The following is a 17,673-nucleotide window of genomic DNA, read 5'->3' as shown; positions in this document are numbered from 1 at the left end:
ATGACATGAAAATGAAAAACTTCATATATTGAAATTTTTAACCCCCAGTGGTATATTCGCACATGTAGCTTTTTTGAAGTTCATGAATGTATCAATTTGGAGGGTTTATTATATATATGTGGAAACAACTCATCATGACAGCGGGTGTTGGTGTTCTCTTATTCCAAGGACAAACCGCATCTGCCGACAACATGTCCCCGCAAGATCTCGTTCAAACGGAAAAGTCATTGCAACAAACGAAACAGCAAGTAAAAGATACGAAGCAGTCCATTCAAGCCATTCAAACAAAGTTGAAGCAAGTCGACCATAAAGCGGAGGCATTGCGAGACAAAATTGAAGGGACTTCTAGAGAATTAGAAGAAGTGGAAGAGTCGCTCGTTCCGGCAGAACAGTCACTCTTCGCAAAAGTCGTTTCTTCGGTGTTGCCGAGTGCGAAAGCTGAGGCCGCTGAAGCGGAAGAAGCGCATCAAGAGCTTGTTGAAAAGAAAAACCAAGCAAACGAAGTATTGAAGCAACTAAAAGAAGAGCAAGAGCAAATTGAAGCGACACGTCAAGACGTGAAAGCGTCGTATGACGAAAAGTCGAAACAATATAAGAAACAAACGAATCAGTTGAGTGACTTGAAGAAACAGTATGAAGCGATGGCACCCGATCGGTTCTTAATGCCGGCGGAAGGTCGCCTCTCTCAAGGATTCGGTTCGGCGAGTGGGCAGTTCGGATACACATTCCATAACGGTCTCGATATCGCCGCCAAAACAGGCACACCTATATACGCCGCAGAAGCTGGAAAAGTGACAAAAGTCAGCTCTAGTGGACCTTATGGAAACCATATACAAATCGAACACAACGTAGACGGTCAAAAATGGACGACCGTGTATGCACACTTGCACAAAGTAGATGTCAAGACAGGTCAGTCGGTGCGCCAAGGCGAACCAATTGGTCAAATCGGAAACACGGGCAACTCGTCTGGTCCGCACTTACACTTTGAGATTCATAAAGGGGACTACAATTTCTCTGCTAGTTCAGCTGGGAATGCCGTCGACCCGATGAAACTGGCAGAGCGCCTCGGTGGTGCTTCTCCGGTAAAAGCCACGTTTTAAGCAGACAGATGCCCTGAGCCTCTCGAATGAGGTCAGGGCATCTTTTATTGTTCCCGCGTCGGATCGTGGTTGCCTTCGCTGTCGGCAATCGTATCTGAGCTTCCGTAGTCTTCTACTTGGGAGAAGGCGTCCGTTTTTTGACCAGGTTGATCCGTCCCGTCTAACTCTTTGCGTCGGGCGGTCTCATTTGGATTCAACACGTCTTCTTCGACCGGTCGATCGAGCTCATGTGCGTGTTCTTCCTCTTCTTGTGCCCGGGCGTGTTCGATGCAAAGGGTGGCTTCTGGAATGACTTCAAGACGGTCTAGTTCAATGTCTTTCCCGCACACTTCACATTTTCCATACGTCCCATTCTGAATAGCGAGTAGCGCCTTATCGACGTCACTCAAGAACTCTTCATCGAGTTCGTTAAGGGCTTGGTCCCGTTCCCGTAAAAAGAGCTCTTCGCCCGAGTCGGCAGGGTGGTTGTCGTAATGAGAGAGCTCTCCTTCGTCATACGTCTCTTCTCGACTATCCATATATCCTTCGGTCTTTGCTTTTTCTTTCAATAATCGTTTTTTAAACGTTTCGATTTGCTCTTCAGTCAACATATCCATTCACTCTCCAGTTCTCAAGTCATTAATATAAGGTTTCCCATTTTATTTGTGTACAAACCTTTTGAAGTGGAATCCCTCATGTCGAGCAATGTTTAGAAAGGGTATGATGAGAATAGAGAGTATTGATTCTAAAGAGGAGGAACGAATCATGCGAAAAGTCGAAGTAGTGAAATACAATCCGGAATGGAATCAAAAGTTTGAAGAAGAGGCTAGTAAATTAAGTCGATTATTCGAAGAGGAACTTGTCGCGATTCATCACATTGGGAGCACATCGGTCGAAGGATTGGCGGCAAAACCAATCATCGACATGATGCCGGTCGTACGGGACATCGAACGAGTCGACGACTACACGGAGCGGATGGAGACACTAGGATACCGTGGACTTGGTGAATATGGGATTCCGAAGCGTCGCTATTTCCGTAAAGGAGAAGAAGAACGGACGGTTCACGTGCATGTGTTTGAAGAAGGGAATCCAGATGTCATAAGACACCTGGCCTTCCGGGATTACTTGCGAGCTTATCCTGAAGTTCGCGATGCGTATGGTGAGCTGAAGCTTCAACTAGCGGCACAGCATCCAGATGACATGGAAGGATACATTCAAGGAAAGCATGACTGGGTCATCGAGACGGAACGGTTGGCGACGAAGTGGTATAAAGAAAATCAAGACGCGTGAAACCTTTTTATGGGAATGATCGTATAATACATCAAACCTTGAAGGGGGAGATGTCGTGTGAAACGATTTCTCGGGAAATGTATGGAATACGCTTTGGCCGCACTTGTTTTCGTCGGTCTGTTCTTTGTCCTCCGCGCGATTGCCGGAGACTCGGACAAAGGATATATGTTGACATTGCTCGGTACATTTTTTCTCATCTTACCTAGTTCGCTCTTAATTGGTTACTTTTTGGCTCGTCCGCTTCAACGTCGCCTAAATGGGAAAGGAACGGAGGCTTCGAGTGAGCATACGTTGCGCGGAACTGAAAAACCGCACGGTGTAAACGAAGATCGAAACCATTCAAACTATACCGGATGATGGAAATCACATTTACCCCTACGATTGATGCCCGTCTCATCGCACGGTTGAATCGTTCCATCCACGAGCATCACGTCCATATGAATCCGAGCTTTTTTGCGGAGTATGAGGAAGAGAAGATGTACGAAGCCTTTTCGACACTGATTGGAAGACCCGGCCATCACTATATGGTGATGCAGCTTGAAGCAACTCCAATCGGTTACATATGGTTCGAAGAGAAAGTGGGTGAGGCGAACGCGTTTCGTCAAGCTGTTCGCGTGGTGTATATTCATCACATCAGTATCGACCCCATGTATCAACGGAACGGTTACGGTCGACGTGTGATGGAATGGATGGAGCAATGGGCGCTTGACCACCAATTCAAATCGATTGAACTAGATTACTGGATGAGCAATACGGATGCCGCCTCGTTTTATGGCGAAATCGGGTTCACCCCAAAACGTCAGATTGTTGTGAAAAAATTGGAGGAATGAAATCATGGAATTACTCACAATTGGATTAGGAATTCTCGGAGTACTATCGTTAGGTTGGTTCTTTTATAGTTACTGGCTCGGATATAAGGGTGGCAATATCGTCATGACCCTCGATGAGCACTATACAAAACTAGAGGAGTACGTACCTGCTATCTTGTCGAAACTATACGAAGATGGAAAGAGCGCTCACTACCTTGGCGACCGCAAGTTTGAAGTGGAGGGCAAGCGTTACGTTCTCGTCGAACGGACTGTCCCGATTGGTCATGTTCCAACACAGCAGACGGTCCTACAACCAGATCGATCATAATCAGAAAAGGGAGCTCTCTAATCGAGAGACTCCCTTTATTTATTTGACGGCTGGGGGACCGAACACACCACTATGATAGTCGCGGAAGGCTTGGCGGATTTCTTCTTCCGTATTCATCACGAATGGACCATGCGCAATATACTCCTCCCGAATCGGTTTTCCGGAATAGACGAGCACCCGTGTACGCGTCGTACCCTTCAGTCGAAGTGCACTCATCGTCTCAGACGTTTCATCGAATGTCAGTGTCGCCACATCGGTTTTACTGAGCGGGATTTTGGAAGATCCAACTTCAATCGAACCAGCGAGTACGTACAAAAAACTGTTATGATTCGCAGGCAAGATGTGTTCGTATTCACTGTCTTCCTTCAGCGTTATTTCTGTCATCGTGATGGGGACGAGACTGTCCATCGGTCCCTTTACACCCGCGATTTCGCCGGAATAGACACGAAGCTGCCCCCCGTCGAAAGGAACGACGGGGGCGTCCTCGACGTATACGTTTTGATAGGAGGTCGTTGTCGTTTTTAACGACTTCGGCAAATTCAACCAAAGCTGAAGCGTATGAATCAAATCATCGTCGACCGCTTCTTCGGCGTGTCTAGCGGCCCATCCGGCATTCATATACTGAACATCACCGGCGTCCAAAATCGAATGTCCTCCATGATTATCAATATGTTCTAGACGACCATCGATGACATACGTGATGGTTTGGAACCCACGATGGGGATGGTCCGAAAAGGTCCCACGCTTGAACCAGTCTTCTGCCATCAGAATAAATGGATCGAACGCCTCTTTTTGTTCTGGGGGCAACACCCAGCCCTGTTGCACATGGGGATACCCGTTTTGTCTATAGGAGACGCGCCAATGATGGTTCACATCTCGTATAAATAGGTTTGTCACTAAGACTCACTCCTTTCCCTTCTTATCTTCCCAAAAAAGATGTCCGATCGAACTATATTTGCCTCATGAAGATGCAAAAAGACAGATGCGTTCGCATCTGTCAGATTATGTGTTTTGTTCAAACAGGTTATACCACTTGATGGCATCCTCACGTAATAGCTTAAAATGGGCACCTGTTTTTGAGTTGGTCACGTACACATCTACGCCATCATAGCTAACGTCAAACGTTTGCGCGCATATCCCTTGAAATAGAGTCACATAAGGTGTAGGAGCGGGCTCTCCCGCATAGGCAGTCGCATTGGCTCGTTTAATGGCATCGAAAATAAAGTCCATTTCATTTTGACCGACATGTTGTAGGAAGGAAGCATCTTTTGATTCCGTCCCAAGGAGTGCCAAGTCATGAAAAATGACATGACGCTGACTACTTAATTTATCGTGAATTTGTTCACTCAATTCTTTTCCATACAACAACTTGGGTTCATGATACGTCAAGGAGACGTTCTGACGATGGGCCGTTCCATTTTTCATGAACGTAAAACTGTAGAGTGGATACTCGTGACCCGGCACAAGAACCGAAGGGAGTTGCGGAGCCGTTTTTGCGCCAAACATCTGCGAAATATGCGCTGCTTTCGGTCGCAATACTTCTTGATAGTCATTTTGATCTCGACTCGTATAAATCGCATATTGTAACACCTCATCAGACTTTTCTGTCCCGAGCCCGAGTGACAAATAAGGATGCCGTGTTGATTCGACAGGAATCACGAGGCGGTCTTTATTTTCAGATGATGTAAAGGTCAGTTCAAATTCACCGCTGAAAGGCATCGTGATATGGAAAAGCGTATGCTCGATCCCTTTTCGTTCTGGATAGGGCTCATTACCTATCGGCTTTTTCATCTCTTGTGCGAAGTGCTCATATTCATGAGGCTCAGCAAATCTGAATTTCGGAACATCCGGATAAGGTTCTGCCGTATATTGAACATCGTTTAAGCTCTCGGGAAGCGTGTTAATCTCGGTGGCATATGTGATGGAATCAAGTTGACATTGGACATATGATTTATTTTCGACAGTGAAAAAAGTTGCGGTTGGAAAAGTGGATTCGGTGGCGGCATCAGTCAACGGTTGGTTCAATGTGACCGTCCCGAGCCAACGTCTTTCACCACTTGGAATCTTTTGAATCGCGTTGTCAGGCTGACATAACTCGATAATCGCTGCACGATCCGATTCGGGTATTTCAATTTGTTGTCCGTTTGGTAACAGGGCACGTCCTTGATAATATTCAGGAGCGGGTTGGAGTCGGAGTGCGCGTTCTTCCTCGCATCCGAATAAGAAAAACAGGATGACGAGGGTACTGAAAATCAGGTACTTTTTCACATCGGTACTCTCCTTCAATGAATCGCTTTCACCATTCTAGCACCATTTTTTTGTGACTTTAGTCTTAGGAAAATTAATTTGTTATTTCGAAAAAAAATCAAAAAACCCGTCCAACTTGAACTGGACGGGGGATAAAACCATTTATGTCTTAATTTTACTTTTTAACTTTTTACACATGTCGATTTTTGACGAAAAAACGTTGGTATCAGAAGACATTGAAAAAAGTCAATTTTTCTTCTAAATTATCACTTTATAATTGTGTGGGATTTATTTGATGAAGTTTCCTTCAATCAACATCTCGACCGCGTGCCGCCTTCAAAATTTCAAACCATTCTTCACGAGTGAGATCAATTTGAAGAGCGTCGACTCCTGTCTGAACGCGATCGATTTTTCCGGATCCAATGATCGGCATGATGTTTGCAGGATGTTTCACGAGCCATGCATACACAATCGAGTCGATTCCGCTCGCATTGTGACGTGCACGAATTTCCTCAAGTTTTTCACGAAGGGGAGCATACTGTTCATCTTTAAAGAGCTGACCACCGGCTAGTGGGCTCCAAGCCATGAGTGGCATCCGTTTTTCGTGGCACAGATCGACCGATCCATCCTCAAAATGTTTCAATTGCATCGGAGAGAGTTCGAGTTGATTCGTCACAAGTTGGAATGGAAGGCGTGATTGAAGCAAGTTCTGTGTAGACGGAACATGGTTGGATACACCGAACTCACGTACTTTCCCACTATCACGCAAGGTGATGAAGGCTTCGGCCACTTCATCCGGGTTCATCAGTGGATCTGGACGATGGATAAGTAACGTATCAATGTGGTCAATTGCCAATTCTTTTAACGAACGCTCTGCTTGCGCGATGATATGCTCTTTTGTCGTATCGTAATAATTGAGTGTTTGACCCGGATTGAACGATCCTGTCAATTTAATTCCTGTCTTTGTGACAATCTCCATTTGGTCTCGGAGTTCAGGCTTTAATTTTAAGGCCTCCCCAAACAAACCTTCACATGTGTAACCGCCATAAATGTCTGCATGGTCGAATGTCGTGATGCCCAGTTCGAGACATTGTTCGATAAACGTAAGACGTTCCTGTGGGGTCATGTCCCAATCAGCGAGACGCCACATTCCATGGACGATGCGTGAGAATGATAATTCTTCTGTCAAAGCGATGCGTTGCATAATAACTCCTCCTTGGTTGTCAGTCGCTCTTCATTATACGTCTTACGAGAAAAGACGTCACTTGTCACCTACTCGAGCAGTTTTAGCGTCAAATGAGCTTGTATGCGCTATGATGAGAGAGAAGAGAAATAGGAAAGAGGCGTGACAGATGAGTGACTATGAACAATATGCGGACGTCACCTTCGAGCAGGTGGGTGACTCGTTTCAGGTAGCCGCGATGCACCCAGATCTTCGTTTACATGGAATTGGACGAAGTGCGGCCGTGTTTCGTTTAAAGGAGAAGGATCGTGTCATTAAAGTGTTCTTTCCAGGCTATGAACAAATCGCAATCGAAGAAGCAGCAATCTATAAAAAACTAAGGGGACTCCCTTACTTTCCGAAGTGCTATGAGTCCGGTGCGTCATATATCGTGATGGATTACATCGAAGGAAAGACGCTATTTGAGTGTCTGACGGAAGGCGTTTGGATTGACCCTTCTTACATCGAGGTAGTGGATGAAGCGCTTCGACAAGCGCGGTTATTAGGACTAACGCCATCGGATGTCCATTTGCGTAATATCATTTTGACACCGAACGGACAGATTTTCTTGATTGATTTGGCACGATTCAGACAAGGGCAACAAATTGATCATCAGTGGGAAGACTTGAAACGAATGTATCGATTGTATCGCTATCGTTTCATGCCGAAACAATATGATGAGACATTACTGAATCGAATCGCTTACTTGTATCGTAAGTTCGTGAACGATCCGGATTCTTGAGCCGGGTCGTTTTTCTTTTGCCGATTAGGGAACAGGAGTAACGTGTCCGAAATTGGAGAAGAAACGAAAGGGGAATGATGTATGGCTCATCGTATCTATGCGAATGAACTCGAAATGCTCCACGAATGTGTGGAAACGTGCAACTACTGTCTGGAATCTTGTTTAGAAGAAAAAGATGTACAGATGATGGTCGATTGTATCCGACTGGATCGGGAATGTGCCGCTGCCTGTGCGTTTCTTGCCGAGGCGATGACGCGTGATTCGGCATTCGTTCCTGAACTCGCGCGAGCGTGTGCGGTCATCTGCAAAGCATGCGCACAGGAGTGTGGGAAGCATAAGCACGCACATTGCCAAGAATGCGCAAGAGTTTGTACAGAATGCGCCTCGATGTGTGACCGCTTGGCCGCATGAGTTGAGTGACCGGTTGATGGGACCGGTCACTTTTTTCGTGTCTTTTGAAGAAGGGATTCGTATAATGAAAAAAACGAAAAGGTGGTATGGGGATGATTCGCAATTGTCGACGAGATGATCTTCAAATGATTTTACATATTTACAATGATGCGATTGTAAACAGTACGGCCGTCTATCACTATCAACCGGTGACGCTCGACAATCGAGTGGCATGGTATGAGGAGAAGAAAGAGCAAGACTGTCCGATCATCGTGTGGGTCGAGGATGACGTCGTCATGGGGTTTGCGACGTTCGGGCCATTCCGCCCGTGGCCGGCTTACCACTACACGGTCGAGCATTCGGTATACGTGCATCCCGGTTACCGCGGGAAAGGCATTGGCAACAAACTGTTGAAAGAAATCATCCGTATCGCCGAAGCGAGAGGAATGAAAACGGTGATTGGTGGAATTGACGCATCGAACGTGACGAGTATCCGTGCCCACGAAAAAGTTGGATTCGTTCATTCTGGCACGATTCGAAATGCCGGATATAAGTTCGGCAAATGGCTCGATTTATCGTTATATCAACTTGATTTAGAAGGTCCTGCATCGCCTACAGAAGAATGAACGGTCTAGAAAGACTGAGCCACCATACGATATACTGGAACGAGTGAATCGAATGGAGGAAATGGAATGACTGAGTACCCGAATTGCCCTAAATGCCAATCATCTTATGTGTACGAGGATGGTCCGTTGCTCGTATGCCCGGAATGTGCATATGAATGGTCACCGAGTGAGGCGGCAGAAGCGGAAGCGGCGTCACAAATCAAAGATGCAAATGGAAATCCGCTTCAAGACGGAGATACCGTCACCGTGATTAAGGATTTAAAAGTGAAAGGGACCTCGCTTGTCGTCAAACAAGGGACGAAAGTGAAGGGGATTCGACTCGTGGAAGGTGACCATGACATCGATTGTAAAATCGAGGGACTTGGCGCGATGGAACTGAAGTCGGAGTTCGTGAAGAAAATCTAAAAAAGTGTTTCGGCGAGTTGCCGAAACACTTTTTGTATTATGAGAAGAACGGTTTGTACTCGCGACGTTCATGCATGATGGACACCCATTGGAGCGTCGTGAACTCTTCGAGTACCCATTCACCGTTGAATCGTCCAAGACCAGAGTTTTTCTCGCCCCCGAACGGCATGTGCGGTTCATCGTTGACCGACTGGTCGTTGATGTGAATCATGCCGGTTTCGACTTTTCGTGCAAAGTTGGTTGCACGATAAACCGAGCCGTGGACAGCACCGCTCAATCCATACGGTAATTCGTTCGAAAGACGGGCAGCCTCTTCGTCATCTTTAAACGAAAGGATGACCGCGACAGGACCGAATATTTCGTTTTTCGCGAGCGGCATGTCATTCGTGACGCCACTGAGGACGGTCGGTTCGAGGACGTTGCCGTCCGCTGTACCGCCAGTATGAACGGTCGCACCGGCATCAACCGTTTTCTCGATTTGGTCTAAGATGCGATCGACTTGATCGTGGTCGATGAGCGGGCCGACTTGCGTATCTTTTTCATTCGGGTCACCCGCTTTCAACTGTTTAACGCGCTCGACATAACGCTCCACGAACTCGTCATGAATCGATTCGGCGACGAGGATTCGGTTCGTCGACATACAGATTTGTCCTTGGTGGAAGAACTTGCTGTAGACGGCTGATTCGACGGCACGGTCGAGGTCGGCATCATCGAGAACGACAAACACGTTATTCCCACCGAGTTCAAGTGCTGTTTTCTTCAACAAACGACCTGCCTTTTCCGCAATCCCTTGACCAACCTCAGTCGAACCTGTGAACGAGATGAGGCGTGGGATTGGATGTTCGACAATCGCGTCCCCGATTTCAGACCCCCGTCCGACGACAACGTTGAGCACACCTTTTGGAAGTCCTGCTTCTTCGAAGAGGGATGCGAATAGGAGACCACCTGTGACCGGTGTCGCCGTGGCCGGTTTGACGACGGCCGTATTCCCGGTTGCGAGAGCTGTCACGATTGAACGGACAGCCAAGTGGAACGGGAAGTTCCATGGGCTGATGATGCCGATGACCCCAAGTGGTTTGCGATATACCCGGTTCTCTTTATTCGGCACGATCGAAGGTTTGATGAGCCCGTCCATACGGAAAGGGAACGTCGCGGCTTCTTTGATGATGGCCATTGATGCGGCGAACTCACTCTCTGCTTTGATGCGTGTACTACCGGACTCTTTCACGAGCCAGTCGACGATAAAGTCTTTGTTGTCCATCGTCAGCTGGGCAAACTTCTCAATCAACTCACGTCGTACTTGTGGAAGCATGTCGGCCCAGTCCGTCTGAGACGCTTTGGCTGCTTCATAAGCACGATTCAAGTCCTCTTCATCCGCTGATTGAATCGAGAAGAGCGTCTCGTTCGAGAACGGATTGACGTTGTCGATCGACTTTTCACTTGATCCATTTACCCACTCACCATTGATGTACATGTTCGTAAAATCTGTATGCATATTTGAACACTCCTTTATTTTTTCTTCACCATAAGAAGTATTCACTTGTTTTAGAAAAATAAACATATCAATGTATTCGATTTGGTAAACTTGAATCAAGTAAATTCAACAAGTTTAGGAGCAGACGATGAAAACTTGCTGTGTGAGTTTATTCCTCTTCGTGCCTTGGGCATTTTTTGTGGCGGCAATGGATTATGTATGGGGTTTTCCATTTGGATATTTGATTGTACCGGTGATCATTTGGTGGATAACAAAACAATCTTTGAGGCATTTGCAAATACGCTTTGTATTAGCTTCCTTGCTTGGATCGTATGGTGTGTCGGTTTATTTGGCCTACTTGTTTGAGAACGATTGGGGATACTTCTTCAAGCCGTTAACGATCAGTGGGGTCGTTCACGCATGGTCGGTCGCGATATTGATTGGGGTACTCGTGATATTGATTCATTATGGAGCTCAAAAATCAAACCAGTCATCTAATAGACATTGAGAGGGGGATACGTCATATCTCCCTTTTTTGATGTTCGTTTCTACTTCCTGTACAGTTAGACGAAGAGAGGGGTTAGAAAGAGATATGAAACGTTATGAAGCGATTTTATTTGATATTGATGACACGCTACTAGATTTTAAACAAAGTGAACATGTCGCCTTGGAACAGTTACTTGCATCCTACAATGTCCGGATGACGGATGAGGTGAAGTCGCGCTATGTCGACATCAACACGGGCCTGTGGCGTGCGTTTGAGCGCGGCGAAGTGGACCGGGAAGAAGTGCTCATCGGTCGTCATACGAAACTGTTCGATTCGCTCGGTCTCACGGTCGATGGACCATATGTCGAACAGCAATATCGAGACTATTTACATGCAGGCGTGCACATGGTCGATGGTGCTTTGGAGGTCGTGCAAAAGCTGAGCAACGATTATCCGCTCTATATCGTCACAAACGGTGTGACGGAGACGCAATTCAAACGGTTAGAGTCATCTGGACTATTGCCGTACTTCCAAGATGTCTTCGTATCGGATGCGACCGGCTCGCAAAAACCGATGAAACCGTTTTTCGACTATGTCTTCGACCGAATCCCGAATGTAGAGCCAGAGAAGGGGTTGATTATCGGTGACTCGGTCACGGCAGACATCGCCGGTGGGCGGATGTATGGTTTGGATACGTGCTGGTTCAACCCGAACGAAGTGGCCGCGACAATCGAGTCAACGTATGAGATTCGACATTTAAACGAGTTGAAATCGCTTCTCTACGTTCAAGCCGGATTGAGTGAATGAGCTGGCAAGCGATTTGGTAGTTGAGCAAGTACTTCCGGATAGAGCGTGACGTCTTGAAGACGGTCAAGCTTTTGCCAACGATAAATCAGGTGATCTCCTTCGGGTCCATAAAAGTCTCCGTCTTGGAGCGGGAGGTCACCATTTACATAAAAGTATAGTCCAATCTCATGAAACGGCTGGTCATTATAGGTAAACAAGTTCTCGTGCACGAAGGCGAATGAGGTATCGGTCACACGCATGTTCAATTCTTCATGTAACTCGCGTGCGAGAGCCGTGGCAGCCTCTTCACCGAGCGTGACGCGACCGCCGGGTAATGCCCAAAAGTCATCCCGGACGTTTCGGTGAATCAATACGTGACCGTCTTTCACAAAAATACCGGCAACGCGGTAATTGAAAACGCCGTGTTCAGTAGGAAATACGAGATCCATCTATATCACTTCCAATCATTGTAATCTGTTCTAGTATACCTGAAGGAGGGATCATATGTTTCAACCACATACGCAATATCGAGATGAAGATTTTCGTGACGTGACACTCCGTGACGAAGTGTTGTCACACGTCACGTTCGAGAACTGTCGCTTCACATACGTTGATGCGACGGAACTACAGACGGAACGCTGTCAGTTCATAAACTGCGACTTCACGGATTCAAAATGGAATGCGTCCCGTCATGTCGGGAGTTCATTTTTGAACTGTCAATTCCATGGTGCCAATTTGTTCACGAGTGAGTTTGAGCAATGTAAAATGACGGGGTCTTCCTTTGAGGAGAGTCAGTTTGAAGGCGTCCTTGTAACAGAAGGGGATTGGTCGTTCGTCAACCTTCGTCACGTGTCGCTCAAAAAAATGGATTGGTCCCATGTACGCTTAGTCGAAGCGGACCTATACGGAACGGACTTGACCGAGACGGTTTGGCATCAGGCGGACTTGTCACGGGCGACACTTCAACATGCGGTGTGCCGTGGTGCCGACTTCAGAGGGGCATTCGTCGATGGGGTTGATTTTTCGAACGTGACGTTACAACAAACAAAACTAGACGCGATGCAGGCGATTCAAGTCGCGCGCTCATTGGGGGCGATTGTAGAATGAAACCAGAACAAATCATTGAGCAGTTGACTGCGTTCGCAAAAGAACGCGAGCACATTCGAACGGTCGTCTTGAACGGCTCACTCGTCAATCCGAACATCCGACCAGACCCGTACCAGGATGTCGACCTTGCCTTTTATGTGGAAGACGTCCGAGCGGTTGCGGCCGATCGCTCATGGATTGACACATGTGGAGAGGTATTAATCATGCAGACACCTGATACGGCTGATTCCGGACGACATATAACGTTTTTAGTGCAATATGTAGACGGACATCGGATTGATTTGACGATTCGGAGTGTGGGTCAACTTGAAACCATGCTCGAAGCCGACTCGCTCAGTCAAATTATCTTCGACCGAGATCATCATCCGAGTGTGACACCGTCAGATAACACATACCGTGTGACACGGCCGTCTGCTGACGAGTATGCGGCTTGTTGGAATGAGTTTTGGTGGGTGTCAATTTATGTTGTCAAAGGAATCAAACGACACCAGGTGTTATACGAGCTCGATCACCTCGACATCATGCGAAATATGCTCCGTCAGATGATGGAATGGAATATCGGCTATGCGACGAACTTTTCTGTGAATCTTGGGAAATCGGGCGACGGGATGCGCGACCACTTGCCAGAAGAATTGTGGGAGATGCTTACGGCGACGTATGCCTCGGCTGAGCTGAGCGCGATTGAAGATACACATGATCGATTGCAGTCGCTCTTTTTCTTTTGTGCACAACGTGTCGCGGAACAAGGTGATTTCGTCTTCCGGGAAGAAGAAGCCAGACGCGTCCGTGCCGCATGTGCTACACTTCGACATTCGAACGATTAATGAGGCCGAGAGCCGGGAAACGCTCCTTATAGAGAAAGGAGCGTTTTTTCATGAACCCATATACGACATTTATTGCCCTACTTGTTGGGAGTCTGGTCCTCTTTGTCGGCATTCGTTTAAAGAAATGGCCGATCATTCTGGTTGCGATGCTTCCACTCGGTCTTGTTGCATTTAATATGTTTTTACTCATCACCGGACGCTAGGATATCTTCACTCTTCTTTTTGATACATCGATTTGATGAAGAAGGCACTCGGTAACAAAATGCCGATGGCGCCTTCGATGATGGCGAATAATCGGGTCAAACCAATCGGCAACAAATCACCAAATCCGATTGATAATAAAGTGACCCCGCTGAAATACAGGAGGTTTTCCCAAGTCGGTTCAACGGCATTCATGGATTCGAGTGAAGTCACAAGAATGACTGAATCACGAGACAAAGCATAATAAATCAATGTGAATCCTAACATGACACCAAGTAGGCTAACGAACAACTGAGCGAACAATCTCCCGTCAAATCCTGTTTGCTTGTACGTTTTACGTTTGAAAAACCAAAACACGTTCAAACTGATGAAGAGTAACGCAATGGTTAATAAAATCGTATTCAATCCGGACACATCCTTTTCATGTAAATGAGTTCATTTATCCATTCCCTGAGCGATGAATGAAAAACAGAATCGGAAAAGGTTTGCAATTGATCAAAAGATTGATAGAATGTGGTCGAAGACGACTGAATTTCATAATGTTTGCCACTAGGGGAGTCGCGTCACGCGGCTGAGATGGACATGGTCCAGACCCTTTGAACCTGATCTAGTTCACGCTAGCGTAGGGAAGTGGGCGAGACGACTCATATGGCTTCACCTATATATGACTGTTCGAGACGCCGCTTCCGTTATGGGAGGCGGCGTCTTTTTATTAGTTTATAAGGGGGAGTTAGTATGAAATTTACAGATCACTTACGTCAAGAAGCGGATGGATTGTTTGAGGCAAGCTTTCATCACCCATTTGTTCGTTCACTCGGAGAAGGGACGCTCGATGAGAAGAAGTTCAGACATTACGTCATGCAAGATTCGTATTACTTGAATCAATTCTCAAAAGTGCAGGCCAAAGGGGCAACCCTCGCTCCGACGATGGAACTATCGAGTCGCTTTTTGACGCATGCCTTACACACGATTGAGGCGGAACTCTCCCTTCATCGAGAGTTCTTTACGATGCTCAACGTGACGGATGTCGAATTGGCGACATTTGAGCCAGCACCGACCGCTTATGCGTATGCGCTCCATATGCAACAGGCAGGACCGACACTCGGTGACGTATTGGCGTCAATCCTTCCGTGTTATTGGGTATATTACGAAATCGGTGAACGCTTAAAAGATAAACGACCCGACCATCCGATTTATTCAGCTTGGATTGCGACATACGGTTCGGAGTGGTTCCGTGAGCTGGTGGAAGAACAGATTGATCGGTTGGATGAATTGGCTGGACAAGCGACAGAAGAAGAACGGCTTCGTTACACAAAACTCTTCTTGAAGAGTTGCTATTACGAAGTCGCTTTTTGGGAAATGGCGTGGACGCTTGAGTCGTGGACATTGTCGCAGGAGGTCAACCAATGAGACATGAGATTTGGAACGAGATTCGACAGCAGGCACCGTTGATTCACAACATCACGAACACGGTTGTGGCGAATTTTTCAGCGAATGGACTGCTCGCAATCGGCGCCTCTCCAGTGATGGCAGACGCGATTGAAGAAGTTGCAGAGATGACATTCGTGAGCGATGCGCTCGTGTTAAATATCGGGACACTTGGAACAATGACCGAAGCGACGATGATTCGTGCAGGGCAGGCGGCGAATGAAGCCGGATGTCCCATTGTCCTCGATCCAGTCGGAGTCGGAGCGACGTCATTTCGTCGAGATGTGGTCGAACGCATTATGCGTCACGTTCGTGTGTCAGTCATTCGAGGGAATGCAGGAGAGATTGCGACATTGATTGGTGTCGATTGGGCGGCTCGTGGTGTCGATGCGGGTGACGGTGCATGCGAGCCGAGACAATTGGCGCTTGAAGCAGCGAAACGATACGGATGTGTCGTGGCCGTGACTGGAAAAGAAGATATGGTCAGTGACGGACATGTCGTCATGGAAGTCCGAGGTGGGACGAAACGGATGACTGAGACGACCGGTACAGGGTGTTTACTGAGTGCGGTGGTCGGAGCTTGCTTGGCAGTCGAAAAGAATGCCCTCAAAGCGACGGTGACCGCCATGTCAGGCTACGCCTATTGCGGGGAGCTAGCGAGTGAACGGGCAGAAGGGCCGGGAGACTTCCCGATTCACTTTTTAAATGCACTCCATCAATTGACGCAATATACAATCCCGACGAATCGAATCGAGGTGTCGACATCATGAGACCGCAAGTATTGACGATTGCAGGATCTGATTCAGGGGGCGGAGCTGGTATTCAAGCCGATCTAAAAACGTTTCAAGAGCTCGGTGTGTTCGGGACGAGTGTGTTGACTGCGATTACCGCCCAAAACACACTTGGGGTCCATGGAATCGAGGCGATTTCCACGGAAATGATTATCCAACAAATTGATGCGGTAGCGGATGATTTTAACATCACCGCCTGTAAAACTGGGATGTTGGTGGATGCGGAGCGGATTGAAGCGGTAGCGAATGCGCTTGAGCGCCACCGTTTCGAGCATGTGGTGGTCGATCCGGTCATGGTGGCGAAAGGTGGCGCGTCCTTGTTGCAAGTTAGTGCAGTCGAAGCACTGCGCACGAAGCTAATACCACAGGCGACCATCGTGACCCCGAATATTCCTGAAGCAGAAGTGCTGGCAGGAATGGAAATTCGAACGGAGGCAGACCGTATGAAAGCCGCACAGGCGATTCGAGCACTTGGTGTCGATACCGTCATTATCAAAGGTGGGCATACGGATGATGTGGAAGCCGTTGATTTGATTATGAGCGAGACTGAAACGTTCTGTGTAAAAGCACCTAGAATCCAAACGAAAGATACGCACGGGACGGGATGTACGTTCTCTGCAGCTTTGACGGCCGAACTGGCATATGGGAAGACATTGCGTCAAGCAGTCGTAGATGCAAAACAATTTATCCATCAGGCGATTGCACATGGATTATCGATTGGACAGGGGCATGGACCGACGAATCATTGGGGACATCGTTTAGCGAAAGAAGAGGTGATTACCGTTGACGTTCTGTACGAAACAAGCGCTCGCTAAGCAGCTTCGCCTTTACTTTGTGTGTGGAACGACGGACGCGTCCGATTTGGTAGCGACCGTCAAAACGGCTCTTCTATGTGGTGTGACATGTTTTCAATTTCGCGAAAAAGGTAAAGATGCATTGTATGGAGATGAAAAAGAAGCGATGGCAAGGACGCTCCACCGTCTGTGTCGAGAAGCGGGTGTTCCGTTCATCGTCAATGACGACGTCGACTTGGCGCTCGCGATTGACGCGGATGGCATCCACGTTGGACAGGATGACTTACCTGCCAAACAGGTTCGAGAACGGCTAGGACCAGATAAATGGTTGGGGGTGTCTGTCCATACGATGGAGGAAGTCAGAACGGCTCTTCCATTTGCAGATTATGTCGGCATCGGTCCGATTCATGAGACGCAAAGTAAGTTGGATGCAGGACAAGTGCGTGGTACGGAACTGATTCAACAAGTTCGCCGACACCACCCACTGCTTCCGATTGTGGGGATCGGGGGCATTCGTCCAGAGCATGTCCCTGCTATTATGGCTGACGGGGCTGACGGTGTTGCCGTCATCTCTGCCATCGCTTCTGCACCGGATGTAGCAACGGCTACCCGGCGTTTCGCTTGTCTCTGAATTCAATTTTTG

The 17,673-nt window shown here is 47.5% G+C and carries 24 protein-coding genes and 1 riboswitch; of the genes, 17 read left to right on the top strand and 7 right to left on the bottom strand.

The window, feature by feature from the left end; translation table 11 throughout:
* Positions 1 to 116: 116 nt before the first annotated feature.
* Positions 117 to 1,100 (top strand): M23 family metallopeptidase, encoded by a 984-nt coding sequence (locus tag EAT1B_RS07710; protein WP_012727596.1) that lies wholly within the window; start codon positions 117 to 119, stop codon positions 1,098 to 1,100.
* 44 nt (positions 1,101 to 1,144) lie between these two features.
* Here EAT1B_RS07710 and EAT1B_RS07705 read toward each other — a convergent pair whose 3' ends face one another.
* Positions 1,145 to 1,690, bottom strand: coding sequence for a TraR/DksA C4-type zinc finger protein (locus EAT1B_RS07705; protein ID WP_041918109.1), 546 nt, complete (start codon positions 1,688 to 1,690; stop codon positions 1,145 to 1,147).
* 154 nt (positions 1,691 to 1,844) lie between these two features.
* Between EAT1B_RS07705 and EAT1B_RS07700 the strand changes: the two genes are divergently transcribed.
* Genes EAT1B_RS07700 through EAT1B_RS07685 form a run of 4 tightly spaced genes read left to right on the top strand, consistent with a single transcriptional unit; the run spans position 1,845 to position 3,506 of the window.
* Positions 1,845 to 2,369 (top strand): GrpB family protein, encoded by a 525-nt coding sequence (locus EAT1B_RS07700; RefSeq protein ID WP_012727594.1) that lies wholly within the window; start codon positions 1,845 to 1,847, stop codon positions 2,367 to 2,369.
* Positions 2,370 to 2,426: 57 nt separating this feature from the next.
* Positions 2,427 to 2,726, top strand: coding sequence for a hypothetical protein (locus tag EAT1B_RS07695; protein ID WP_012727593.1), 300 nt, complete (start codon positions 2,427 to 2,429; stop codon positions 2,724 to 2,726).
* Complete coding sequence (locus tag EAT1B_RS07690; protein WP_158303581.1) at positions 2,726 to 3,199, top strand: GNAT family N-acetyltransferase; 474 nt, start codon at positions 2,726 to 2,728, stop codon at positions 3,197 to 3,199. Before EAT1B_RS07695 ends, EAT1B_RS07690 begins: the two co-directional genes overlap by 1 nt.
* A gap of 4 nt (positions 3,200 to 3,203) precedes the next feature.
* Positions 3,204 to 3,506, top strand: a complete 303-nt coding sequence (locus EAT1B_RS07685) for a hypothetical protein (protein WP_012727591.1) — start codon at positions 3,204 to 3,206, stop codon at positions 3,504 to 3,506.
* Between the two features lie 39 nt (positions 3,507 to 3,545).
* Here the strand turns inward: EAT1B_RS07685 and EAT1B_RS07680 are convergent, their stop codons facing one another.
* The 3 genes from EAT1B_RS07680 to EAT1B_RS07670 all read right to left on the bottom strand — a co-directional run bounded on the left by EAT1B_RS07680 (position 3,546) and on the right by EAT1B_RS07670 (position 6,957).
* The gene (locus EAT1B_RS07680; protein WP_012727590.1) at positions 3,546 to 4,403 is read right to left on the bottom strand and encodes a pirin family protein; all 858 of its coding nucleotides are present in this window, start codon (positions 4,401 to 4,403) and stop codon (positions 3,546 to 3,548) included.
* Positions 4,404 to 4,508: 105 nt separating this feature from the next.
* Positions 4,509 to 5,774: a hypothetical protein gene (locus tag EAT1B_RS07675; RefSeq protein ID WP_012727589.1), complete on the bottom strand. Its 1,266-nt coding sequence runs from the start codon at positions 5,772 to 5,774 to the stop codon at positions 4,509 to 4,511.
* A 286-nt stretch (positions 5,775 to 6,060) separates the two neighbouring features.
* Positions 6,061 to 6,957 carry an aldo/keto reductase family oxidoreductase gene (locus EAT1B_RS07670; RefSeq protein WP_012727588.1) on the bottom strand — a complete coding sequence of 299 codons (897 nt, stop codon included), beginning with the start codon at positions 6,955 to 6,957 and terminating at the stop codon, positions 6,061 to 6,063.
* 148 nt (positions 6,958 to 7,105) lie between these two features.
* Here EAT1B_RS07670 and EAT1B_RS07665 point away from each other — a divergent pair, with 148 nt between their 5' ends.
* From EAT1B_RS07665 to EAT1B_RS07650, 4 genes are all read left to right on the top strand, one after another.
* A complete protein-coding gene (locus EAT1B_RS07665) occupies positions 7,106 to 7,717 on the top strand; it encodes a hypothetical protein (protein WP_012727587.1) in 612 nt (203 codons plus the stop codon).
* Positions 7,718 to 7,798: 81 nt separating this feature from the next.
* Positions 7,799 to 8,128 carry a four-helix bundle copper-binding protein gene (locus EAT1B_RS07660; RefSeq protein WP_012727586.1) on the top strand — a complete coding sequence of 110 codons (330 nt, stop codon included), beginning with the start codon at positions 7,799 to 7,801 and terminating at the stop codon, positions 8,126 to 8,128.
* 92 nt (positions 8,129 to 8,220) lie between these two features.
* Positions 8,221 to 8,733, top strand: a complete 513-nt coding sequence (locus EAT1B_RS07655) for a GNAT family N-acetyltransferase (RefSeq protein WP_012727585.1) — start codon at positions 8,221 to 8,223, stop codon at positions 8,731 to 8,733.
* Between the two features lie 66 nt (positions 8,734 to 8,799).
* Positions 8,800 to 9,138 carry a zinc ribbon domain-containing protein YjdM gene (locus EAT1B_RS07650; RefSeq protein ID WP_012727584.1) on the top strand — a complete coding sequence of 113 codons (339 nt, stop codon included), beginning with the start codon at positions 8,800 to 8,802 and terminating at the stop codon, positions 9,136 to 9,138.
* Between the two features lie 37 nt (positions 9,139 to 9,175).
* Here EAT1B_RS07650 and EAT1B_RS07645 read toward each other — a convergent pair whose 3' ends face one another.
* Complete coding sequence (locus EAT1B_RS07645; RefSeq protein ID WP_012727583.1) at positions 9,176 to 10,633, bottom strand: aldehyde dehydrogenase family protein; 1,458 nt, start codon at positions 10,631 to 10,633, stop codon at positions 9,176 to 9,178.
* A gap of 571 nt (positions 10,634 to 11,204) precedes the next feature.
* Between EAT1B_RS07645 and EAT1B_RS07635 the strand changes: the two genes are divergently transcribed.
* Positions 11,205 to 11,906: a YjjG family noncanonical pyrimidine nucleotidase gene (locus tag EAT1B_RS07635; protein WP_012727581.1), complete on the top strand. Its 702-nt coding sequence runs from the start codon at positions 11,205 to 11,207 to the stop codon at positions 11,904 to 11,906.
* Here EAT1B_RS07635 and EAT1B_RS07630 read toward each other — a convergent pair.
* A complete protein-coding gene (locus EAT1B_RS07630; protein ID WP_012727580.1) occupies positions 11,885 to 12,334 on the bottom strand; it encodes an NUDIX hydrolase in 450 nt (149 codons plus the stop codon). The two genes, EAT1B_RS07635 and EAT1B_RS07630, sit on opposite strands and share 22 nt — an antisense overlap.
* Positions 12,335 to 12,389: 55 nt before the next feature.
* Between EAT1B_RS07630 and EAT1B_RS07625 the strand changes: the two genes are divergently transcribed.
* From EAT1B_RS07625 to EAT1B_RS16005, 3 genes are read left to right on the top strand one after another with little or no spacing between them, the layout of a single operon-like run.
* Positions 12,390 to 12,992: a pentapeptide repeat-containing protein gene (locus tag EAT1B_RS07625; protein ID WP_012727579.1), complete on the top strand. Its 603-nt coding sequence runs from the start codon at positions 12,390 to 12,392 to the stop codon at positions 12,990 to 12,992.
* Entirely contained in the window at positions 12,989 to 13,816 is an 828-nt protein-coding gene (locus EAT1B_RS07620) for an aminoglycoside 6-adenylyltransferase (RefSeq protein ID WP_012727578.1), read from the top strand. The genes EAT1B_RS07625 and EAT1B_RS07620 overlap by 4 nt, the downstream gene beginning before the upstream one ends.
* A 50-nt stretch (positions 13,817 to 13,866) precedes the next feature.
* Positions 13,867 to 14,019, top strand: a complete 153-nt coding sequence (locus tag EAT1B_RS16005) for a hypothetical protein (RefSeq protein WP_012727577.1) — start codon at positions 13,867 to 13,869, stop codon at positions 14,017 to 14,019.
* Between the two features lie 7 nt (positions 14,020 to 14,026).
* Here the strand turns inward: EAT1B_RS16005 and EAT1B_RS07610 are convergent, their stop codons facing one another.
* Entirely contained in the window at positions 14,027 to 14,431 is a 405-nt protein-coding gene (locus EAT1B_RS07610) for an ion channel (RefSeq protein ID WP_237708267.1), read from the bottom strand.
* 127 nt (positions 14,432 to 14,558) lie between these two features.
* Positions 14,559 to 14,663, top strand: a riboswitch (TPP riboswitch).
* A gap of 89 nt (positions 14,664 to 14,752) precedes the next feature.
* Here EAT1B_RS07610 and tenA point away from each other — a divergent pair.
* The 4 genes from tenA to thiE are packed head-to-tail and all read left to right on the top strand — an operon-like array spanning position 14,753 to position 17,661.
* Entirely contained in the window at positions 14,753 to 15,427 is a 675-nt protein-coding gene (gene tenA / locus EAT1B_RS07605) for a thiaminase II (protein ID WP_012727575.1), read from the top strand.
* Entirely contained in the window at positions 15,424 to 16,215 is a 792-nt protein-coding gene (thiM, locus tag EAT1B_RS07600) for a hydroxyethylthiazole kinase (RefSeq protein WP_012727574.1), read from the top strand. The genes tenA and thiM overlap by 4 nt, the downstream gene beginning before the upstream one ends.
* Positions 16,212 to 17,051 carry a bifunctional hydroxymethylpyrimidine kinase/phosphomethylpyrimidine kinase gene (gene thiD, locus EAT1B_RS07595; protein ID WP_012727573.1) on the top strand — a complete coding sequence of 280 codons (840 nt, stop codon included), beginning with the start codon at positions 16,212 to 16,214 and terminating at the stop codon, positions 17,049 to 17,051. Before thiM ends, thiD begins: the two co-directional genes overlap by 4 nt.
* Positions 17,020 to 17,661, top strand: coding sequence for a thiamine phosphate synthase (thiE, locus tag EAT1B_RS07590; RefSeq protein ID WP_012727572.1), 642 nt, complete (start codon positions 17,020 to 17,022; stop codon positions 17,659 to 17,661). Before thiD ends, thiE begins: the two co-directional genes overlap by 32 nt.
* The last annotated feature ends 12 nt before the right edge of the window (positions 17,662 to 17,673 follow it).

It is taken from the genome of Exiguobacterium sp. AT1b, from assembly GCF_000023045.1.
In the GTDB taxonomy this organism is placed as follows: domain Bacteria; phylum Bacillota; class Bacilli; order Exiguobacteriales; family Exiguobacteriaceae; genus Exiguobacterium.
This window is presented reverse-complemented; position numbering and strand designations above follow the sequence as displayed.

Coding starts and splice junctions, on each gene's coding strand:
- EAT1B_RS07710 (WP_012727596.1), top strand. CDS start 117: ATGTGGAAACAACTCATCATGACAGCGGGTGTTGGTGTTCTCTTATTC.
- EAT1B_RS07705 (WP_041918109.1), bottom strand. CDS start 1,690: ATGTTGACTGAAGAGCAAATCGAAACGTTTAAAAAACGATTATTGAAA.
- EAT1B_RS07700 (WP_012727594.1), top strand. CDS start 1,845: ATGCGAAAAGTCGAAGTAGTGAAATACAATCCGGAATGGAATCAAAAG.
- EAT1B_RS07690 (WP_158303581.1), top strand. CDS start 2,726: ATGGAAATCACATTTACCCCTACGATTGATGCCCGTCTCATCGCACGG.
- EAT1B_RS07685 (WP_012727591.1), top strand. CDS start 3,204: ATGGAATTACTCACAATTGGATTAGGAATTCTCGGAGTACTATCGTTA.
- EAT1B_RS07670 (WP_012727588.1), bottom strand. CDS start 6,957: ATGCAACGCATCGCTTTGACAGAAGAATTATCATTCTCACGCATCGTC.
- EAT1B_RS07665 (WP_012727587.1), top strand. CDS start 7,106: ATGAGTGACTATGAACAATATGCGGACGTCACCTTCGAGCAGGTGGGT.
- EAT1B_RS07660 (WP_012727586.1), top strand. CDS start 7,799: ATGGCTCATCGTATCTATGCGAATGAACTCGAAATGCTCCACGAATGT.
- EAT1B_RS07655 (WP_012727585.1), top strand. CDS start 8,221: ATGATTCGCAATTGTCGACGAGATGATCTTCAAATGATTTTACATATT.
- EAT1B_RS07650 (WP_012727584.1), top strand. CDS start 8,800: ATGACTGAGTACCCGAATTGCCCTAAATGCCAATCATCTTATGTGTAC.
- EAT1B_RS07645 (WP_012727583.1), bottom strand. CDS start 10,633: ATGCATACAGATTTTACGAACATGTACATCAATGGTGAGTGGGTAAAT.
- EAT1B_RS07635 (WP_012727581.1), top strand. CDS start 11,205: ATGAAACGTTATGAAGCGATTTTATTTGATATTGATGACACGCTACTA.
- EAT1B_RS07630 (WP_012727580.1), bottom strand. CDS start 12,334: ATGGATCTCGTATTTCCTACTGAACACGGCGTTTTCAATTACCGCGTT.
- EAT1B_RS07625 (WP_012727579.1), top strand. CDS start 12,390: ATGTTTCAACCACATACGCAATATCGAGATGAAGATTTTCGTGACGTG.
- EAT1B_RS07620 (WP_012727578.1), top strand. CDS start 12,989: ATGAAACCAGAACAAATCATTGAGCAGTTGACTGCGTTCGCAAAAGAA.
- EAT1B_RS16005 (WP_012727577.1), top strand. CDS start 13,867: ATGAACCCATATACGACATTTATTGCCCTACTTGTTGGGAGTCTGGTC.
- tenA (WP_012727575.1), top strand. CDS start 14,753: ATGAAATTTACAGATCACTTACGTCAAGAAGCGGATGGATTGTTTGAG.
- thiM (WP_012727574.1), top strand. CDS start 15,424: ATGAGACATGAGATTTGGAACGAGATTCGACAGCAGGCACCGTTGATT.
- thiD (WP_012727573.1), top strand. CDS start 16,212: ATGAGACCGCAAGTATTGACGATTGCAGGATCTGATTCAGGGGGCGGA.